This is a genomic window from Polaromonas sp. P5_D5 (assembly GCF_054049435.1).
This window is the reverse complement of the sequence record NZ_JBFUMJ010000003.1, coordinates 664,502-683,277: the sequence shown is the minus strand read 5'-3', so window position 1 is coordinate 683,277 and position 18,776 is coordinate 664,502. Positions and strand designations below refer to the sequence as shown.

Annotated in this window: 16 protein-coding genes; 9 read left to right on the top strand and 7 right to left on the bottom strand. The window is 62.1% G+C overall.

The features are described 5' to 3' along the window. The first annotated feature begins 5 nt into the window (after positions 1–5). The 3 genes from ACXJKE_RS16000 to ACXJKE_RS15990 all read left to right on the top strand — a co-directional run bounded on the left by ACXJKE_RS16000 (position 6) and on the right by ACXJKE_RS15990 (position 7,368). Positions 6–3,902 carry a beta strand repeat-containing protein gene (locus ACXJKE_RS16000; RefSeq protein WP_457281567.1) on the top strand — a complete coding sequence of 1,299 codons (3,897 nt, stop codon included), beginning with the start codon at positions 6–8 and terminating at the stop codon, positions 3,900–3,902. After that, the gene (locus ACXJKE_RS15995; RefSeq protein ID WP_457281566.1) at positions 3,889–5,442 is read left to right on the top strand and encodes an argininosuccinate lyase; all 1,554 of its coding nucleotides are present in this window, start codon (positions 3,889–3,891) and stop codon (positions 5,440–5,442) included. Before ACXJKE_RS16000 ends, ACXJKE_RS15995 begins: the two co-directional genes overlap by 14 nt. A 63-nt stretch (positions 5,443–5,505) precedes the next feature. Next, positions 5,506–7,368 (top strand): peptide transporter, encoded by a 1,863-nt coding sequence (locus ACXJKE_RS15990; protein WP_457281565.1) that lies wholly within the window; start codon positions 5,506–5,508, stop codon positions 7,366–7,368. Here the strand turns inward: ACXJKE_RS15990 and ACXJKE_RS15985 are convergent. Next, a complete protein-coding gene (locus ACXJKE_RS15985; RefSeq protein ID WP_457281564.1) occupies positions 7,314–8,552 on the bottom strand; it encodes a cation:dicarboxylate symporter family transporter in 1,239 nt (412 codons plus the stop codon). The two genes, ACXJKE_RS15990 and ACXJKE_RS15985, sit on opposite strands and share 55 nt — an antisense overlap. A 217-nt stretch (positions 8,553–8,769) precedes the next feature. Between ACXJKE_RS15985 and ACXJKE_RS15980 the strand changes: the two genes are divergently transcribed. Both ACXJKE_RS15980 and ACXJKE_RS15975 read left to right on the top strand, forming a co-directional pair. Then, on the top strand, positions 8,770–9,693 hold the full coding sequence (locus ACXJKE_RS15980; protein ID WP_457281563.1) for a LysR substrate-binding domain-containing protein: 924 nt from the start codon (positions 8,770–8,772) through the stop codon (positions 9,691–9,693). A gap of 332 nt (positions 9,694–10,025) precedes the next feature. Next, the gene (locus ACXJKE_RS15975; protein ID WP_457281562.1) at positions 10,026–10,508 is read left to right on the top strand and encodes a hypothetical protein; all 483 of its coding nucleotides are present in this window, start codon (positions 10,026–10,028) and stop codon (positions 10,506–10,508) included. Positions 10,509–10,523: 15 nt separating this feature from the next. Here ACXJKE_RS15975 and ACXJKE_RS15970 read toward each other — a convergent pair whose 3' ends face one another. Together ACXJKE_RS15970 and rsmI are read right to left on the bottom strand one after the other, a co-directional pair. Further along, on the bottom strand, positions 10,524–11,756 hold the full coding sequence (locus ACXJKE_RS15970; protein WP_457281561.1) for a multidrug effflux MFS transporter: 1,233 nt from the start codon (positions 11,754–11,756) through the stop codon (positions 10,524–10,526). Next, positions 11,753–12,601 carry a 16S rRNA (cytidine(1402)-2'-O)-methyltransferase gene (rsmI, locus tag ACXJKE_RS15965; protein WP_457281661.1) on the bottom strand — a complete coding sequence of 283 codons (849 nt, stop codon included), beginning with the start codon at positions 12,599–12,601 and terminating at the stop codon, positions 11,753–11,755. The genes ACXJKE_RS15970 and rsmI overlap by 4 nt, the downstream gene beginning before the upstream one ends. Positions 12,602–12,651: 50 nt before the next feature. Between rsmI and ACXJKE_RS15960 the strand changes: the two genes are divergently transcribed. From ACXJKE_RS15960 to ACXJKE_RS15950, 3 genes are all read left to right on the top strand, one after another. Further along, the gene (locus tag ACXJKE_RS15960) at positions 12,652–13,107 is read left to right on the top strand and encodes a YraN family protein (RefSeq protein ID WP_457281560.1); all 456 of its coding nucleotides are present in this window, start codon (positions 12,652–12,654) and stop codon (positions 13,105–13,107) included. A gap of 99 nt (positions 13,108–13,206) precedes the next feature. Further along, complete coding sequence (locus ACXJKE_RS15955; RefSeq protein WP_431098788.1) at positions 13,207–13,806, top strand: phosphoheptose isomerase; 600 nt, start codon at positions 13,207–13,209, stop codon at positions 13,804–13,806. Beyond that, positions 13,803–14,462 (top strand): BON domain-containing protein, encoded by a 660-nt coding sequence (locus ACXJKE_RS15950; RefSeq protein WP_457281559.1) that lies wholly within the window; start codon positions 13,803–13,805, stop codon positions 14,460–14,462. The genes ACXJKE_RS15955 and ACXJKE_RS15950 overlap by 4 nt, the downstream gene beginning before the upstream one ends. A gap of 79 nt (positions 14,463–14,541) precedes the next feature. Here ACXJKE_RS15950 and ACXJKE_RS15945 read toward each other — a convergent pair whose 3' ends face one another. The 3 genes from ACXJKE_RS15945 to ACXJKE_RS15935 all read right to left on the bottom strand — a co-directional run bounded on the left by ACXJKE_RS15945 (position 14,542) and on the right by ACXJKE_RS15935 (position 16,505). Beyond that, positions 14,542–15,444 carry an NAD(P)-dependent oxidoreductase gene (locus ACXJKE_RS15945; RefSeq protein WP_457281558.1) on the bottom strand — a complete coding sequence of 301 codons (903 nt, stop codon included), beginning with the start codon at positions 15,442–15,444 and terminating at the stop codon, positions 14,542–14,544. A gap of 174 nt (positions 15,445–15,618) precedes the next feature. After that, a complete protein-coding gene (locus tag ACXJKE_RS15940; RefSeq protein WP_457281557.1) occupies positions 15,619–15,999 on the bottom strand; it encodes a tautomerase family protein in 381 nt (126 codons plus the stop codon). 83 nt (positions 16,000–16,082) lie between these two features. Then, positions 16,083–16,505 carry a 4-oxalocrotonate tautomerase gene (locus tag ACXJKE_RS15935; RefSeq protein WP_457281556.1) on the bottom strand — a complete coding sequence of 141 codons (423 nt, stop codon included), beginning with the start codon at positions 16,503–16,505 and terminating at the stop codon, positions 16,083–16,085. A gap of 116 nt (positions 16,506–16,621) precedes the next feature. On the opposite strand from ACXJKE_RS15935, the gene ACXJKE_RS15930 reads away from it, so the two are divergent. Beyond that, on the top strand, positions 16,622–17,569 hold the full coding sequence (locus ACXJKE_RS15930) for a LysR substrate-binding domain-containing protein (protein WP_457281555.1): 948 nt from the start codon (positions 16,622–16,624) through the stop codon (positions 17,567–17,569). Here ACXJKE_RS15930 and ACXJKE_RS15925 read toward each other — a convergent pair. After that, positions 17,566–18,702, bottom strand: coding sequence for a PilT/PilU family type 4a pilus ATPase (locus ACXJKE_RS15925; RefSeq protein WP_457281554.1), 1,137 nt, complete (start codon positions 18,700–18,702; stop codon positions 17,566–17,568). The genes ACXJKE_RS15930 and ACXJKE_RS15925 overlap by 4 nt on opposite strands. Positions 18,703–18,776 lie beyond the last annotated feature (74 nt).

The following is an 18,776-nucleotide window of genomic DNA, read 5'->3' as shown; positions in this document are numbered from 1 at the left end:
CTCGCATGACATACCACTCTTCCCCGGTTTCCCCACGTAAAAGCCGCCCGACGCTGACACCGCTGAGTGCAGCCATGCTGTCAGCGCTTTGCGCCATTTACCCGGTACGGGGATATGCGCTGGACGCCAGCGCCTTACCTACCAATGGTCAGGTCACAGCTGGCAGCGGCAGCATCAGCCAGAGCGGCAACGTCATGAACGTGGTACAGGGCAGCGACCGGATGGTCGCTACCTGGAACACTTTCAACATCGGTAGCGCGGCCAAAGTCAATTTCGCGCAGCCCTCGGCCTCGTCGGTGGCCCTCAACCGCGTCACATCCAGCGATGCCTCGCAGATCATGGGCCAGCTCAATGCCAACGGGCAGGTCTACCTGATCAATCCCTCGGGCATCCTGTTCGGCCAGGGTTCAGCTGTCAATGTCGGCGGCCTGGTGGCCAGCTCACTGAACATCTCGGACGGCAACTTCATGGCCGGCAACAATCGGTTTGAAGCCGGCAGCGCGGGCGGCGCCGTGATCAATGAGGGCAGCATCGTGGCGGCTGACGGCGGGTACGTGGCGCTGCTGGGTGCGCAGGTGCGCAATGTGGGCAGCATCACTGCCCGTCTGGGCAGCGTGATGCTGGGCGCCGGCAAGAATATCACGTTGGACTTCAACGGTGACGGCCTGATCAATATGCAGGTGAGTGACCCTTCGCTGGGCGCCAGTGTGGTGAACCAGGGGCTGCTCAAGGCCAACGGTGGCCTGGTCGTCATGTCGGCCCGCTCCGGCGACGCGCTGATGTCCAATGTGGTCAACAACGAAGGCGTGATCGAGGCGACCAGCCTGCAGCGCCGAAACGGCACGGTCCTGCTTGACGGCGGGGAGGCAGGCATTGTCGCCTTGAGCGGCCGTGTCGACGTCTCCGGCCGCGATGCCGGTGAAACCGGCGGCAGTTTCAAGGCTTTGGGCCAGTACGTCGGTGTGTTCGACGGCGCCCGAATCGATGCTTCCGGCGATGCCGGTGGCGGCACGGTACTGGTCGGCGGCAACTACCAGGGCAGTGGTACCGAGCGCCAGGCCGTCGGAACCTATATGGGGGAGGGCGCCCGCATTCACGCTGACGCGCTCAACAGCGGCGACGGCGGCAAAGTCATCCTGTGGTCCACCGACAGCACGCAGTTTCACGGCGGCATCACGGTGCTGGGCGGCGGGCAGACCGGCAGCGGCGGCCTGGTCGAGACCTCTGGCCACCACCTGGATGCAACGGGTTCGGTGAATATCAGTGCGGCCTCCGGCAAGGGCGGCACCTGGCTGATCGACCCCTACAACATCAACATCACGAGCGCGGCAAGCTCCGGCGCGACCGGGAGCTCGCCCTTCACCTCGAGCGGTGCAGCCAATTCCACCCTGAATTCGGGCGTACTCAACGCTTCGCTGTCCGAAGGCGCCAACGTGATAGTCCAAACCTCTGCCGCCGGCGGCACCGCGGGCGACATCAATGTGCTGGACAACGTCAAGGGTGTGGGCAATGCCTCGCTGACCCTGCAGGCGCACCGCAACATCATCATCGGCAGCGGCCGCGTCATTTCCAACGGCACCGGCAAAAGCCTCAATGTCTCGCTGGTCTCCAACTACGGCGACACCGGCAACGGCTCGGTGGCATTGACCGGCAGCACCATCACCACCAACGGCGGGGCCATCACCATCAGCGGCGGCAGCAATCCGCTGACCGGCTATGCCGCCACTAACCAGAGCGGCGCCTCGGGCGTGGCACTGAATGGCGCTTCGCTGAGCACCAGCGGCGGCAACATCACGATACGCGGCGCCTCCACCTCGACAAGCGCCACCACCAGTGCGGTGAATATATCCGGCGCCTCCACGCTCAATGCCGGTGGCGGCAACATCTCCATCCTGGCCAATGTCGCCAGCGCCAGTGCGACCGGCGACGCCTTTGTGCTCACCGGCGGCAGCAACGTGCTCACCAGCGGCGCCGGTTCCATCACGGTGGAAAGCATCAACCTGGGCAGCGGCAATGGCACGCGCATCTTCAGCACCAACAACACCCTGGCCGCCAGCGGCTCGGGCAATCTGACGATCAGCGGCAATGCCAGCTCGGGCTTCGGTGTGCTGATCTGCTCGACGGCCAGCACCTCCACGCAAAAACTCAGCGTGGGCAGCGGCAACCTGACCATCCAGGCCAATGCCAACGGCTTTGCCGGTGCCGGCCGCGGCGTTTACCTCGCGGCCTCCGGCAACGGCGCCGTGGTGCTCAATGCCACGGCGGGCGGCGCCATCACGCTGGGCGGCAGCAGCACCGGCAGCTACGGCACGGTGCTCAACTCGACGGGTTCCGGCTCTTCCATCAGCATCTTCTCCGACGGCAACATCACGGTGGCCGGCAACACCTCGGGCGGCACCACGCCGGCGCTGGGCCTGCTGAGCTCGGGCAGCGGCACCAGCGCGGCCACCGCCTCGCAGGTCAACATCAACAGCACGGCCGGCGCGCTCAAGCTGCTGGCCAACAACAGCGTGGTCAACCCCACCACCGGTTCTTTCAAGGCCGTGTCGCTGGACGCCAGCGGCGCCTACGCCAGCATCAACCTGGGCACGCAGTCGGGTGCGCTGACGCTGGACGGCACCAGTTATTCGGGGCGCGGCGTAGACATCGCGCCTTCCGGCGCCAACGCGGCGATCAACATCAGCACCGGCAGCGGCGCCATTGCCGTCAACGGCAACAGCACCAGCAGCTTCGGCGGCTACGGCATCTTCCTGAACTCCACCGGCAATTCGAACGGCGTCAACGTCAGCACCGTGAGCGGCAACATCACGCTGCGCGGCGACTCCATAGGCACCTCGGACGCCATCGCCCTGGGCGGCAGCGCCACCAGCACCAACTCGGTCAACAACATCGCCTCGCAGGGCGGCAACATCACGCTGGTCGGCAACTTCCACTCGCCCAACGTCGGCGAACTCGACCACGGCATCGCCATCCAGAACGTCGCCAACCGCATCCAGACCACGGGCGCGGGCAATGTGACGCTGGTCGGCAACGCCGCCGACCAGGGCAACGGGGTCAGCATCTACGGCGGAGGAAAGGCCCTGGTCAGCGTCGAGAACGGTGCGCTCGCAATCACCGGGAGCAGCGTTTACGGTGACGGGGTAGGCGTGCTGACCGGCAACAACGTCATACGCGCCACTGGCAGCGGTTCGGTGAGCGTGGCCGGCAGTTCCACTTATGGCAGCGGCGTCGCCATTTACCCGTCGACGGCGACCAGTTCCGCCGCCATTTCCACGGTGTCGGGCAAACTCTCGATCACGGGCAACAGCAGCGCGGCGTCTGCGGCGCCGGCAGTTCTCCTGCGCACTGCGGCCTCGGGCGCCGCCAACGGCATCAGCATCACATCGGGCAGCGGCGACATCGACATCCAGGCGACGACCGCCGGCTCCGGCGAGGGCCTCTCTATCGTCGGCAGCAGCGCCAATGCCTTCAATACCGTCAGTACGGGTGGTAACGGAAATCTTCGCGTATCGGGCTCCGGCGGCAGCTATGGTGTGCGCATAGACGGCGGCACCAACAAGCTGCAGGTGGAAAACGGCGTCTTGCTCATTAGCGCCAGTGCGCCGAGTGGGCAGCCCTTCAGCCAGTCTTCGGACGCCACGACGATCACCGCCACCGGATCCGGTGTCGTGCTGCGTAATCTCGGCGGCAAGATGAGCAACAGCCTGACCAGCGCCGATTCGGCCGCCGCGACCGCCGCGCTGCAGTCGGATATGGCCGGTAGCGACTGGATGGCGCCCCTTGTCGGCGATACTGCATCCCCATCCTCCAGCGGCGGAGCGGACAGGCTCACTATTTCCGTGGTGTCGTCCAATGCCAATCTCAATGCATCCGCCGCAGGCAAAGAAGATGCAACGCCTTGAACCTGCGTCCGCCGCGGCGTTCACTGGCTCCATAATGCCGCGCCGCGCCGGGCGGCTGGTTCTGCTGTTGCTGGTATCGCTGTCCGCTGTGGCTGTCGCCGCAGACAAGAAAACCGGGCAAGCCGAGCACGACAACTTCCATTTCCTCGGCGAGATGAACAAGGCCTCAACCGTGATGGTGGTCGAGACAAAAATCGTCCCGCCTGAGCTGGGAAAAAAAATCGCGCGGGCTGTTGAGCAGGTGATCAGGGAAGGCAACCAGTCGGGTGCCAAGCGCCCGGGTGACTATTTGCAGTATGAGCCGTTGATCCTGGCGTTGGCCGGCCCCGACGGTTCGCGCATGCATTCAGGCCGTAGCCGCCAGGACATCCTGTCCACCACGCGGCGCCTGATCCAGCGCGAGCGTGCGCTAGTTCTAATGGACGCGATGATCCAATCGAAAGCGCAACTACTGGCTGTGGCCGAGAAGAACCTGGACACCATCGTGCCGGCCTATACCAACGGCGTGCAGGCCCAGCCCACTACTTACGCGCACTACCTGCTGGCCTTCGCCTCGGTCTTCGGGCGCGACAGCGCGCGACTGAAGGAGGCTTATGCGCGCCTCAATATGAGCCCGCTGGGCGCGGGCGCGCTCGGTACCTCGAGTTTTCCGGTCAACCGCCAGCGCTTGGCGGAGCTGCTGGGTTTTGACGGCGTGGTGGAAAACTCCTACGACGCGGCCCAGCTCGGCGCGCTCGACCAGGGCGTGGAATTGGTGGGCCTGTGCAGCAACGCGGCGCTGATGATAGGCCTGCTGGCGCAGGATATGCACACCCAGTACCACCAGACCGCTCCCTGGATCACCATCCAGGAGGGGCGGCTCACCGGCACGAGCAGCATCATGCCGCAAAAGCGCAATCCTTATGCCCTCAACGTGCTGCGGCTGCAGGCCAGCGAGGTGGTGGGCGGCGCCTTCACCTACCAACTGGAGGCGCACAACGTCACGCCCGGCATGCCCGACTACAAGCGCGACCAGGTCGACAAAACCCTGGACCTCACGGCCAATGCCTTCGTGAAGCTGGCTGACCTGATGAACCACCTCGTCATCGATCGCAACCGCGCGCTGCAGGAAGTTGACGCCGATTACTCCACCACCACCGAGCTGGCCGACATCCTGCAGCGCGACGCCGACGTTCCCTTCCGGGTCGGCCACCATTTCGCCTCGGACCTGGTCAACTACGGCCGCGCCAACAAGCTCAAGCCCGCCGAGATTCCCTTCGACGTCGCCAGGCAGTTGTATGCAGAGGCGGTGAAGGCCTTTGATTTCCCACGGGCGGAATTTCCGCTGACGCAGGAGCGCTTCCGTACGTCGCTGACCGCGCAGAACATGCTGGCCTCCAGCAAGGGCCTGGGCGGTCCGCAGCGCACGGAGACCGTCAGGATGCTGGCGGCCGAGAAGAGCCGGTTAGAGCAGGACTCCGCCTGGCTCAAGGCGCAGCAGGACAAGCTCGCGCGTGCCCAGTACAACCTGGACCGCACCTTTTCCGGGCTGGTCCAGTGAGTTTCACGGCGGTAGCGGCGATACTGGCGCTGTCGGCCTGACGGGGCCATCGACAAGGGCACCATGGCTGACGATATTTTTTCGCTGGAGAATTTCGAATACCTGTGCTACTCCCGCCAGCAGGAGCCGGCTGCGCGAGAGCTGGTCAAGCTGCTGCTGCTCATAGACAGGAACTACGGCAACCTGGACGGCAACTTCGCGCTCAGCCTGTCGGCCGCCATAGGTGCGCAGGAGCGTGACGCGCACGGCCTGACCCGCCTCACCAGCGCCATCTCGGCCCTGTTTTCCGACCCGACCTTCCATGTCTCGCCCGGCGGCTTCGGCCAGCTCATCAACTTCCAGCGCTGGTTGTCGGCGCTGTTTGCCGCCAGCGCCTTTGTCCATTGCGACCATATCCTGAGGTCGCTCAATTTCCTGGGCTCCGGCGCACCGGAGTTCCACGTGAGCGAACGGGATCTCGTGAAGTTCTGCATCCTGTATTCCCCCGAATCGGAAATCCCGCTGGACGTGGAATTGCTGTGGCGGCAGAACAAAAAGCTGGCCGCCGCGCTGTTCACGGCCCTGCTGTCGCCGCGCTTTCTCGGCTCGCCAGCTGCGCATTCCAAGCGCGAGGCGCTGCTCGCCTGGCTCCCCGCCCACCTCGAGGAAATCGAAAGCCTGGACATCCTGCCGGTAGGCATCCTGCACGACGTGTACATGCACTGCAGCTACGCCGACCTGCCCGACCGCCACGAGATCAAGCGCCCCATCAACCGGCTGGTTCGCAAGAAGCTCGAGGCGCTGGGCCTGGGGCGCGTTGCGCCCGCGCTCGCCGCGCAAAGTGCGGACAAGCCCATCATGCTGGTACTGCTCGAGTGGTTCTCCGGTGGGCATTCGATTTACCGCACGCATTCCAGGACTTTGGAGGCCGCTCGCCGGCATTTTCGCCTGGTGGCCATTGCTTACCCCGGCAACATCGACGAACTGGGCCGGGCGGTGTTTGATGAGGTGATTGATTTCGCCGCGCCCAATGACATGATCGCCTGCCTGCGCCAGCTGCACGCGCTGGCCGGCTCCCTCAGGCCCGCCGTGTTTTACATGCCCAGCGTCGGCATGTTTCCCATCACCATGTTCGCGGCCAATCAGCGCCTGGCACCCGTGCAGGTGGCAGCGCTGGGCCATCCCGCCACCACGCATTCCGACCGTATCGATTACATCAGCGTGGAAGACGATTTTGTCGGCGATCCCGCCTGCTTCAGCGAAACCCTGCTGCGTCTGCCGAAAGACGGGCAGCCCTACCGCCCGTCCGCCATCGAAGTCTCGCTGGCACGGCCGCAGCGGCAGGACTCGGCGGTCGTCAACATCGCCGTGGCCGCGACCACCATGAAGATCAATCCGAAATTCCTGGTGACCTGCCAGAAAATACGCGCGGGCTCACGCAAGCAGATACGGTTTCATTTCCTGATTGGACAGGCAACCGGCCTGATCTATCCGCAAGTGCGAAGGGTGATACGCCGCTATCTGCCGGACGCGGAAATCTACGCGCACCAGCCCTACCCGGACTACCTGGCTATCTTCAGCCGCTGCGACATGTTCCTGAGCCCCTTTCCCTTCGGCAACACCAATGGCATTACCGATGCCGTGACGGTCGGTTTGCCCGGCGTGTGCAAGACAGGGCCGGAAGTGTTTGAACACATCGACGAAGGGCTGTTCCGCCGGCTGGGCCTGCCGGACTGGGCCATCGCCGACAGCGTGGAGGGCTACATTGCCGCCGCCGTTCGCATGGCTGACAACTACCCGGAACGGGCTGCACTGTACCGGCAGCTGGAGCGGCCCGAGTGCCTGAATACCTTGTTCGAAGGCCGTGCGGAATGCCTGGGCGAACGCCTGTATCAGATCTGGTCGGCGACGGCGGACGAGGAGGAGGCCTTGCCCGACAGGGCCTGATGCATCGCTTGGCGGTCCAGGGCTTTTTCCCAGGCGCACACGACGACGCAGGCCACGCAGTTGCCGAGCATGTTGGTGAGGGAGCGGCATTTCATCAACCGCTCTATGCTCAGCAACAGGACAATGCCCGCGATCGGTATGAGGTTCTGGCTGGCCAACGTCGCGGTCAGGGCCACAAAGGCCGAACCGGCGACGCTGGCGGCGCTCTTGGATGTCAGCATCGCGATGCCCAGCAGTGACAGCAGTGACCAGAAACCCAGCTCGACATGCGCCACCTGCGCCAGGAAGATCGCCGCCATGGCGATATAGATGTTGCTGCCGTTCAGGTTGAAACTAAAACCGGTCGGCAGCATCAAGCGCGCCACCGGTTTGGCGCAGCCCATTTTTTCCATTTTTCCGACCAGACTCGGCAAGGCGGCTATTGACGAAGTGGTGAAGAAGACCAGCAGCAGCTCTTCTTTGACATAGGCGACCAGGCGGAAGATGTTGCAACCGGCGGCGCGCGCGAGAAGGCCCATCACCACGAAGACAAACAGGATGCTGACGAGATAAATCGCGGCGAGAAAATGCAGCAGTGGCAACACCGAGGACATCCCGTAACGGCCAATCATGAAGGCGACTGCACCGAATGCAGCCAGTGGGGCCAGCTTCAGGACCATGCCGACCATGCCGAGCCATACTTGCTGCACCGCTTCGATGAGCTCCAGCAGCTTGTGCCCGCGTTCACCCGCGCGCGCCAGTGCAATGCCCGACAGCAGCGCCAGCAGCAGGATCTGCAGGTTGTTGTTGCCGGTGAAGGCGCTGGCAAATGTCGGGGGGATGATGTTGAGCAAAAAGTCGGTTGTGCTTTCCGCGGCCTTTGCAGGCGCAGCGCGCTGTGCGACGTCAGCCGCAAAATCTGGCGCGAAACCCTTGCCGGGCGTCAGCAACAAGGCGCCCAACATGCCCGCCAGCAGCGAGATCAAGGTCATGGCCTCGAAGTAGATGATGGCCTTGACACCCACCTTTGTGGCCTGCAGCCGGTTGCGCATGCTGGCGATACCGGACACCACCAGGCAAAAGATCAGCACGCCGATCAGCATGCTGATCAGGCGCAGAAAGCCGTCGCTGAGGGGTTTCATCATCGCGCCGACTGAGGGAAAAAAATTCCCCAGCAGGATGCCGGCGGCAAAGGCGAGAGCCATTTGCGCAATGGGATGGCAAAGCGTTCTTCTGATTTTGATCATCGATCACCCAGTCTACGGGCGGCTTGGCCGCCACGGCGCGGGGGCCGCGCCATACGGTTGTTTTTTGCGGATGGACGGCGAGTATCAAGACGCGAAGGTGTCACGCATCGTCGCGGGCATATACATAAAATCCGAAAATACGATCCCCGATACCTAAAAAAGATGGGCTGACACCATGGAGCTGAGACATCTGCGCTACTTCCTGATGGTTGCCGAGGAGCAGCATTTCACGCGCGCCGCCGAGCGGTTGAATATGCAGCAGCCGCCCTTGAGCCACCAGATCCGGCTGCTGGAAGAGGAGCTGGGCTTCGAATTGTTCCGCCGCCACCCCAAAGGCGCGGCGCTGACGGCCGGTGGCGCGGTGTTTTTGCAGGAAGCCCAGGCCATCCTGCGCGGCGTCGAGCAGGGCGCGGCACGCGCCGCGCGCGCCGCACAGGGCTTTGAAGGCACGCTGGCCATAGGCTTTACCAGCTCTGCCGCGGCTCATCCTTTGATTCCGGGGATCATCCGGGCCTATCGCGGCGCCTATCCCGATGTGCACCTGGACCTCAGGGAAGCCAATGCGGCGGAATTAACCGAGGGCATAGACAGGGGCAAGGTCAATATCGCGATTCTGCGTACGCCCGTCAGCCATCCGCGCGGTGTGAGTTTTTTTTCCTTGCTCGAAGAAGAGATGCTGCTGATTCTGCCGGTGGGCCATGCGCTGGTGGCGGGCGCCGCCAAGGGCAAGATGCCGGTCATTGATCTGAAATCCCTGGCTGATGAGCAGTTCATTCTGGTGCGCAGACACGGCGCACCAGGCATGTATTCGGATCTGATCGAAGCCTGTGAACAGGCGGGCTTCACGCTCAGGATCGCCTCGGAGGTGGAGCGCATGCTGACCAATATCAGCCTGGTCGCGGCGGGCGCGGGCGTTTCCGTGGTTCCCGCATCCATGAAGGATTTTCACCGTGAGAGCGTGGTGTACTGCCGTATCACCAATGCCAGGCCCGCGCTGGTGGCGCCTATCACGCTGGTGAGCCGGGAAGACAGCAACTCGCCGGCCGAAAAGAATTTCCTGGATCTGGCCAAAATATTTGCGCGGCAGCACAAAGCCTGAGTGCGTGCGGGTACATGGACACCAAACATCTCGGCCCCCAGGCGGGCTCAGTACAAAATGAGTCGGCGAGTTTGCTTGGGGCCTAGTCCAATCCGTTGAATCCCGGCTTCGAGCCGTTGCCCTGCACCATGGGTACCAGAAACAATGACAGCGGCAGTCCGGGCGTCCTCAGTGGGTGCGGCATGATGCAACAATCCGTGATTCGGCCCGCGTAGTGACGATCAGTTGGGCACAACTTTAAAGCAGAGGCCACGGTGCCACACACGGGGAACATTCTGGCCGGGATGGAGTCCCAAGTCTTGTGATCAATTCAATTTCAGGCAGGAGTAACCGTGAGGGTATTTAAATTTGTTTCCGGTCTTGTTGTCGCGGCGCTGTGTGCCGCCGGCTGCGCGTTGACAGCGATAAAGCCCGGCATGACCCGTGAGAACGTCATCGCGCTTCGCGGAACGCCGTCCCGGGTGGTGCCGCTGGATGCGGGAACCCGGCTGCAGTATTCGGGCCAGCCGCTTGGTCAGTTCGCCACGATGGTAGATCTGGATGCCGCCGGCAGGGTCATCGGCGTCCGCGAGGTTCTGACGCCAGCAGAGTTCTCAAGAGTCCAGCCGGGCAAGTGGACGCGCTCGGATATGGAACGCGAATTTGGCCGGCCGGCAAAGATTGACCGTGTAGCGTCATGGTCCGGCGACATCATGACTTACCGCTGGCGAGACAGCGATCAACCCATGTTTTTCTGGGCTTACCTGGACGGCAACAACGTGGTGCAGCGCATCGGGCAAGGCATGGAATTTCCCATGCGAGTCAATGATCGCTGATGGGCGGATTGCACGCTAGTCGGGTGTTGCGGAGCGGCCGATATCCGGCCACCGGTGATGCAGATACACCCAGGCAACCAACCCGATGCACATCATCCCGAGCGAGACTGCCGCCAATGCCCGGGTGGAGTGCATTGCGAGCGGGGCGATGACACCGGCAACAATGCCGTTGGCGGTTGAGCCCACGAAGGCCTGAAGGGAAGAAGCCATGCCGCGCCGTTCAGGATAAAGGTCCAGCACCAGCAGCGTGACGACCGGCACCATCAGCGCCCAGCCGAATGCAAACACTGCGATCGGAAAGAGGGACCACGAAGCATGCGGGGCGAACAGCATGTTGGCAATCAGGTTAAGCACCGAGGTGACCAGCATGATGACAAAGCCGTGCCGTATTTGCTGCTTGGGGGCAATCTTTCCTGCCAGGCGGCCGCTCAGCCACGCGCCGGACATGATGCCGGAGATTGTCAGGATGAAAAACCAGAAAAATTCGGTAGGCTGCAGTGCCAGGTGTTCCCCCAAAAAAGCGGGCGCTGACAGTACATACAAAAACATGCCGTTGAATGGCACGCCGCTGGCCAGCGCCAGCAATAAAAAGCGGGGACTGGAACCCAACTGCCAGTAGCCCCGCATCAGGTGCCTGACTTCAAACGGCTGGCGTTCCAGCGGCGGAAGTGTCTCGGGCAAGAACCGGAAGTTGGTAGCCCACAGGATCACACCCACTCCCGTCAGAAACCAGAAGATGCTGTGCCAGCCCAGATGCACAAAAAGCCAGCCGCCGACAATGGGCGCCAGGGCTGGGGCCACTCCGAAATAGATGGTGACCTGGCTCATGACCTGTTGGGCCTGAGCCGGCGGGTACATGTCGCGTATGACGGCGCGCGACACCACAATGCCCGCACCTGTCGACAAGCCCTGCATGGCCCGGAAAAAAACCAGTTGCCCGATGCTTTGCGACAGCGCGCAACCGGCCGACGCCAGAGTGAATAGCGCGATTCCCCACAACACCACCGGCCTGCGGCCAAAACTGTCGGCCAGCGCGCCGTGAAACAGGTTCATGAAAGCAAAACCGAACAGGTAGGCCGACAGCGTCTGCTGCATTTCTACCGGTGATGCTCCCAGCGACTGCGCCATGCCGGAAAAGGCGGGAATGTAGGTGTCGATGGAAAACGGCCCGAGCATCCCGAGCACAGCCAACAAGGCGGCAAGCGTCCAGCGTGGGGCGCGCCAGAGTTCGTCGGCGTTGGGGTTCATTCTTTTTTCAGCTTGAGTGCGGTGTCATAGAGCTCGTTGCGCCCCACGCCGGTGATTTCTGCCGCGACTTTTACAGCAGTCTTGAGCGGCAACTCCGCCAGCAACAACTGCAACACCCGTGTGCCATCTTCAGGGTTATCCGCAGCGGCGCAAGGATGCAGCACCAGTGCAAATTCACCGCGCGTACGCTGGGCGCCAGCAGCCAGCCAGCCGGAAAAATCCTGCGCCGGCACGGTCGCAATTTCCTCGAATTGCTTGGTCAGCTCACGGCCAACGGTGACCAGGCGGGCTTGCAGCACCGCCAGTGCTTTCGCAAGCGCCTCGATGCGGTGCGGCGCTTCCAGAATCACGATGGCCCGGGTATCGGTTTGCAGCTGCTGGATGGCCTGGTCGCGTTCACCGGCCTTGCTCGGCAGAAAACCGGCGAATACGAACCCGGTGTCACCGCCCGGGCTGCTCAGCCCGGCCACGCTGAGCACCGCGGTGACGCTGCTGGCACCCGGCAGGGGCATGATGGCCAGGCCAGCGGCACGAACGGCGGCGACCAGGCGGGCGCCGGGATCGCTCACGGCCGGCGTGCCGGCGTCGCTGATATAGGCCACGCGCTCACCCCGCTGCAGGCGTTCGATCACCAGGCCTGCGGCCTCTGCTTCATTGTGTTCGTGCACCGCCAGCAGGGGCTTGTCGATGCCGTACTGCCGTAGCAGGGGCTGCGAATGCCGTTTGTCTTCGCAGGCTATGGCGTCTACCAGTTGCAGTACTTGCAGGGCGCGCAGGCTGATATCGGCCAGGTTCCCGATCGGGGTCGCCACCACATAGAGCGCGCTTTCCGGATAATGCTGCATGCCTGCTGCGGCGCGTGCCGCATTCAGTGCCAGGTCGAAGGAAGCGTTCAATGTGGTTTTCCAGAAAACAGGTTGCCGGGACGGCGTCAAAAGCGACGGCCCTTCAGGCCCCAGCCTCGCCTGGGCAGGTTACCACCAAGTCGAGGGGTGATGCTGCGGAAGCTGCCGCGCGCGCCTACCTTGCCAAGGCCGGACTGGTATTGGTCGACACCAATTATCGGACGCCGGGCCGCGGTGGCGGCGAGATCGACCTGGTCATGCGCGCACCCGACGGTACCTTGGTGTTTGTGGAAGTGCGCCAGCGCACCGGCGTCTCGCACGGCGGCGCCGGCGCCAGCATCAGCCCCGCCAAGCAGCAGCGAATCATCTTTGCCGCGAGGCACTATCTCATGCGTTTCGGCAGCCCACCGCCTTGTCGATTCGACGTGGTCCTGGTCAACGGGCCGCAGGATGACGGGGCGGCTCCTGACATTGAATGGCTGCCCGGAGCTTTCGACGCGTCCTGAGCGCCGGGAATGGATGGCGGAATTTGTAACCATCCATTGCCAGCCTGCGCAAACCCCTCCGGGGCCGGCGGCGCAGTCCGACCCGCTATCATTGACCCCATGCTTGAACAACGTATCGAACAGCAGTTCATTGACAGCGCCGACCTGAAATACCAGGCGGCACAGGTCCTGTCCAAACCGATTGCGGCCGCAGTGCAGGCCATCCTGGCCAGCGTCACCAGTGGCGGCAAAGTCCTGGCCTGCGGCAATGGTGGCTCGGCAGCGGATGCCCAGCACTTCGCTGCGGAGTTTGTGGGGCGCTATGAGCGTGAGCGGCCCGAGTTGGGTGCGATTGCGCTGACGACCGACAGCTCCATCCTCACCGCCATTGCCAACGACTACGACTTCACGGTCATCTTCTCGAAGCAGGTGCGTGCCCTGGGCGGCGCCGGCGACGTATTGCTGGCCATCAGCACCAGCGGCAATTCGGCCAATGTGCTGGCCGCCATCGAAGCCGCCCATGAGCGCGAGATGACCGTGGTGGCGCTGACGGGGCGCGGGGGCGGCAAGATGACCCATGCCCTGCGCGAAACCGATGTGCATATCTGCGTGCCGCATGAGCGGACCGCGCGTATCCAGGAAGTGCACCTTCTTGTCCTCCATTGCATTTGCGATGGTGTGGACACCCAGTTACTTGGCGATCAGGAGACCTCTGTATGACATATGCCCCGTTGAAACGACTCGCTCTGGCCATTGGTACGTCGGTATTGCTTGGCAGCGCCCTGACAGCCTGCTTTCCTTTGGTGGTGGGCGGCATGGCCGGCGGTGCGCTTGTTGCCACCGATCGCCGTACGTCGGGTGCGCAGCTGGAAGACGAAGGCATTGAATTGCGCGCGCTGAGCCGGATTCGCAGCAATGTGGGTGATCGTGTTCACGTCAACCTGACCAGCTACAACCGGCAGGTCTTGCTGACGGGGGAAGTCCCCAATGCCCAGGACAAGCAACTCGTCGAACAGATCGTTTCGCGTGTGGAGAATGTGAACTCGGTGGTCAATGAGCTTGCCATCATGGGCAGTTCCACTCTGACGCAGCGCTCGTCCGACACCCTCGTCACTGGCCGTGTCAAGGCGATGCTGATTGACGCACGTGACCTGTCGTTGAACGCCTTCAAGGTGGTGACCGAACGTGGTACGACCTACCTGATGGGGCGCGTTACACAGCGAGAAGCGGATCGTGCCACAGACGTGGTTCGTTCCACTCCGGGTGTGCAAAAAGTCATCCGCATGTTTGAAATCATCAGCGAGGAAGAGCTGGCACGCATGCTGCCGTCAAAACCCGTAGAGCCGCCCGCCGGCGCCAAACCCGCCGGGAGTTGAAGTTAGGGGCTGGCAGTGCTGGCCTCGCCAGCACTGTCGTTCTGCTTTTCGTCCGCTTTTGTCGGGTTCGGCCCAGTCTTTATTTCAGGCGCTTGATCAGGCTCGATGTGTCCCAGCGCTGGCCGCCCATGGCCTGCACGTCGGCATAAAACTGGTCGACCAGGGCCGTCACGGGCAGGCGCGCACCATTGCGCTTGGCTTCGTCCAGTACCAGGCCCAGATCCTTGCGCATCCAGTCCACGGCAAACCCGAAGTCAAACTTGTCGGCCACCATGGTTTTGCCGCGGTTGTCGAGCTGCCAGCTTTGCGCTGCGCCTTTGCCAATCACGTCCAGGACCTGGTTCACATCCAGACCGGCCTTCTGGCCAAACGCCACCGCTTCGCTCAGGCCCTGTACCAGGCCGGCAATGCAAATCTGGTTGACCATCTTGGTAAGTTGCCCCGCGCCGCTTGGGCCCATCAGCGTGAAGGCTTTTGAAAAAGCCATGCCCACTGGTTTCGCGGCATCAAATGCTGCGGTGTCTCCGCCGCACATCACTGTAAGCGCGCCATTTTGCGCACCTGCCTGGCCACCCGAGACGGGCGCATCTATGAAGTGCAAGCCGATCTTGGAGGCCGCCGCGGAGAGTTCACGCGCCACATCGGCCGAGGCCGTGGTGTGGTCCACGAAGATGGCGCCCGGTTTCATGCCGGCCAGCGCTCCATCGTTACCCAGTACCACGCTGCGCAGGTCGGCATCGTTGCCCACGCAACAGAAAATGACGTCTGCACCTGCAGCCGCCTCGCGCGGCGTGGCGGCTGCACGGCCCTTGAACTCGCTCGTCCAGGAGGCAGCCTTGGCGGCGCTGCGGTTGTAGACCGTGACGTCATGGCCCGCCAGCGCCAGGTGCCCGGCCATCGGGAAGCCCATGACACCGAGGCCCAGGAAGGCGACAGTACGTGAATCGGAAGTTTCGTAGGTTTTGGGGTGAATTGATGACACAGTTAAATCTCTTGAGGCCCGTCGGGCAAGGGGGTTTGGGTAGCAATGATTATGGCTTGATTGCGCGCTTTGCCCCGTGAACCTCCCTGTTTTCCCATGAAGGAGCAGCTTCACATTCATGACGCATCTCAGCGCGTTGGGGGGTATGCAAAACAGACTGTCCTGCCCCATTTATTAACTGAATTGCATCATGCCGTTTCCAAAAGACCAGTTCTCACGCGACGTCTCAACCAGATTGATGATGACGTCGGCCGCACTAAAGCTGCAATTCGACGAGATTTGTTTTCCGATTTCCCAGAAGAGCGCCTTCTTCATGTCCGGCGATCGACCGGGGGCACAAAATATTTGAATAAAAACCACGTGGGCGGAGTGCGTGACCCCAAGGAATTCTTCGGAGCAAATGAGTTGGCGCGGTGTATGACGCGTGAGCGTCTGGAAGCGATCCGGCTCCGGCACATTGAACGTGTCTACCAGGGCTTGGTGCACAAGGCTCGACACGGCCGAAAGCTCTTCGTCCGGCGTGGTGTCAGGAAGGTCAATTCGTACGAGAGGCATGAAGTTTCCTTTTGGATTAATCGGTTGGTGCGCTGTGCGGGCGACGGAGGTGAATGTGGGCAGTGGTCAGTTCCCGCGCTTGCCTAGCCTGCGGCAGCTCCAATGGCCATTCCCAGGTCGGCGTTGGTATAGGCTTTGCCGGCAATTCCCCAGGCACCCTCCACCGCATAGGTCACGTTGACAAAGGTGCGCTCTCTCGGGTGTTTTCCCGCCTTGAGTTCGTCAATGATGTCTGTTGCCGCCTTGACGAAGTTGTCTTTCACCGACTGATCGGGGAAGGTGACAGAAGGGACCTTAACCTCTATGACCGCAAGCGACTGGGGTTTGCCGCCGGCATAGCTGTGCTCTTCAGGGTAAATGTCGACATGCCCGATGACTGCGGGAGTCATGAAGGTGTTTCCGCTGAGGCCGTGTACCTGCAGCAAGGCGTCTGCAACTCTGGAGAAAACCTCGCGCTCGCCGGCCGGCGTTAAAAGTCCCTGCGATAGCTGGATGGAGATGGGCATAAAAATCCTTTGAAGAGCGACGGCACAACATGTCCGCGCGAAGTGAACTGTGCCCATGACGGCGCCCGCTGGAAATCCCCCCGAATGCATAATGCTTGTGTCAAATCTGCACAAGCATGAAAAACCTCAGCCTTGACGACTTCTCGCTGTTTGCGCAGCTTGCATCTGCCCAGTCGCTCTCGACAGTAGCGAGGGAACGCAACGTTGCGGCCAGCCATATGTCGCGGTCGCTCGCGCGCATGGAGGCTCAATGCGGCCTGCGGCTGATGCACCGGACCACTCACAGCCTCTCTCTCACTGACGAAGGTGAGGTCTTCCTTGAATACGCCCAGCGCATCCTTGCCGAACACAGGCAATTGCAAAACAGCTTCGCCAGCCGAAGCCGCTCAGTGGTGGGAACGGTCCGTTTGAGCATCAGCCAGATTCTTGCTGAATATGTACTGATTCCCCGGCTGGGCAAGCTGCGGGCCTTGCACCCGGAATTGAAGCTGGACCTGCATCTGGATGATCGCCTTGTCAGCATGGCCGATGAGGCGATGGATATCGTCGTGAGGGCGGGTGTTGCACCTGCGCAGACTGCCATTGCCCGTAATCTTGGAAGCCATGGGCGTGCTTTGTACGCCTCACCTGTGTATCTCAAGAAGCATGGCGTTCCGCGTGCGCCGGCAGATCTTCAATTGCACAGCCTGATATCAAATACCACTTCGATTACCCACAATCAATGGACCTTCGAAGAAAACGCGGTCGTCACCCCACTCACGGTGCAGGGGCAGTTGCGCGTCAATAGCAGCGCTGCGGTGGTTTCACTTGCCTTGGCGGGAGCCGGCATTGCCCGGATCAACGACGTTATCGGCCGCGAGCTGGTGGCGCAAGGCCGGTTAAAGCCGGTGCTGGCCCGGCACACGGTGAGCGATGTCTATTCTATTGATGCGGTGATTCTGGCCGAACGCCATCGGGCTCCCAAAATCCGGGCCACTATCGATTACCTTCAGGTCTGCTTCGCGGCCTTTAGCCCTTCGAACTCAGCCCTTGGCCGGAACGACGCCGGCAGTTCAGCGGCTTAGACGATAGCGAAGTTTTCCGTGCCTGCAGCCAGGTCGACGGACTTGGCACGCTGCGAGTTGAGCTTGATCTGCAGGCGCAGGTCGTTCACCGAGTCGGCGTTGCGCAAGGCGTCTTCGTAGGTGATGAAGTGGCTCTCGAAGGCGTCGTACAGCGCCTGGTCGAAAGTCTGCATGCCCAGGTTGCGGCTCTTTTTCATGATCTCCTTGATTTCGGAGACTTCGCCCTTGAAGATCAGATCGGAGATCAGCGGCGAGTTGAGCATGACCTCCACCGCCGCAAAACGGCCCTTGCCGTCCTGCTTGGGCACCAGCCGCTGTGAAATCATGGCCTTCAGGTTGAGTGAGAGGTCCATCAGCAACTGGGTGCGGCGCTCTTCGGGGAAAAAGTTGATCACGCGGTCCAGCGCCTGGTTGGCGCTGTTGGCATGCAGGGTGGCCAGGCACAGGTGGCCGGTTTCCGCGAACGCGATGGCGTGTTCCATGGTTTCGCGATCGCGGATCTCGCCCATCAGGATCACGTCGGGCGCCTGGCGCAGCGTGTTTTTCAGGGCCGCTTCCCAGCTGTCGGTGTCCAGGCCCACTTCACGTTGCGTGATCACGCAGTTCTTGTGCGCATGGACAAATTCCACCGGGTCTTCAATCGTGATGATGTGGCCGAACGACTGTTCGTTGCGCCAGTCGACCATGGCCGCCAGCGTGGTGGATTTACCCGAACCGGTAGAGCCCACCAAAATGGTCAGGCCGCGCTTGCTCATCACCACTTCCTTGAGCACCTGGGGCACACCCAGCCCGTCGATGGTGGGCAGCACGGCGGGAATCGTCCGCATTACCATGCCGACCTTGCCCTGCTGGATGAAAGCATTGACGCGAAAGCGCCCCACGCCGGGCGGCGAGATGGCGAAATTGCATTCCTTGGTGCGTTCGAATTCGGCGGCCTGCTTGTCGTTCATGATGGAACGGGCAAGGGCGAGCGTGTGGCCGGCGTTCAGCGGCTGCGGCGACACCTTGGTCACCTTGCCGTCGACTTTCATGGCCGGTGGGAAGTCGCCTGTGATGAACAGGTCACTGCCATTACGGCTGACCATGAGTTTCAGCAGATCATTGATGAATTTACTGGCCTGGTCGCGTTCCATTTGCGACTCCTTTCAAACAAACTCTGTCGTTGCCGGAAACTCGGCAGGATCGGTGACGGTGGTTCTCTCTTCAA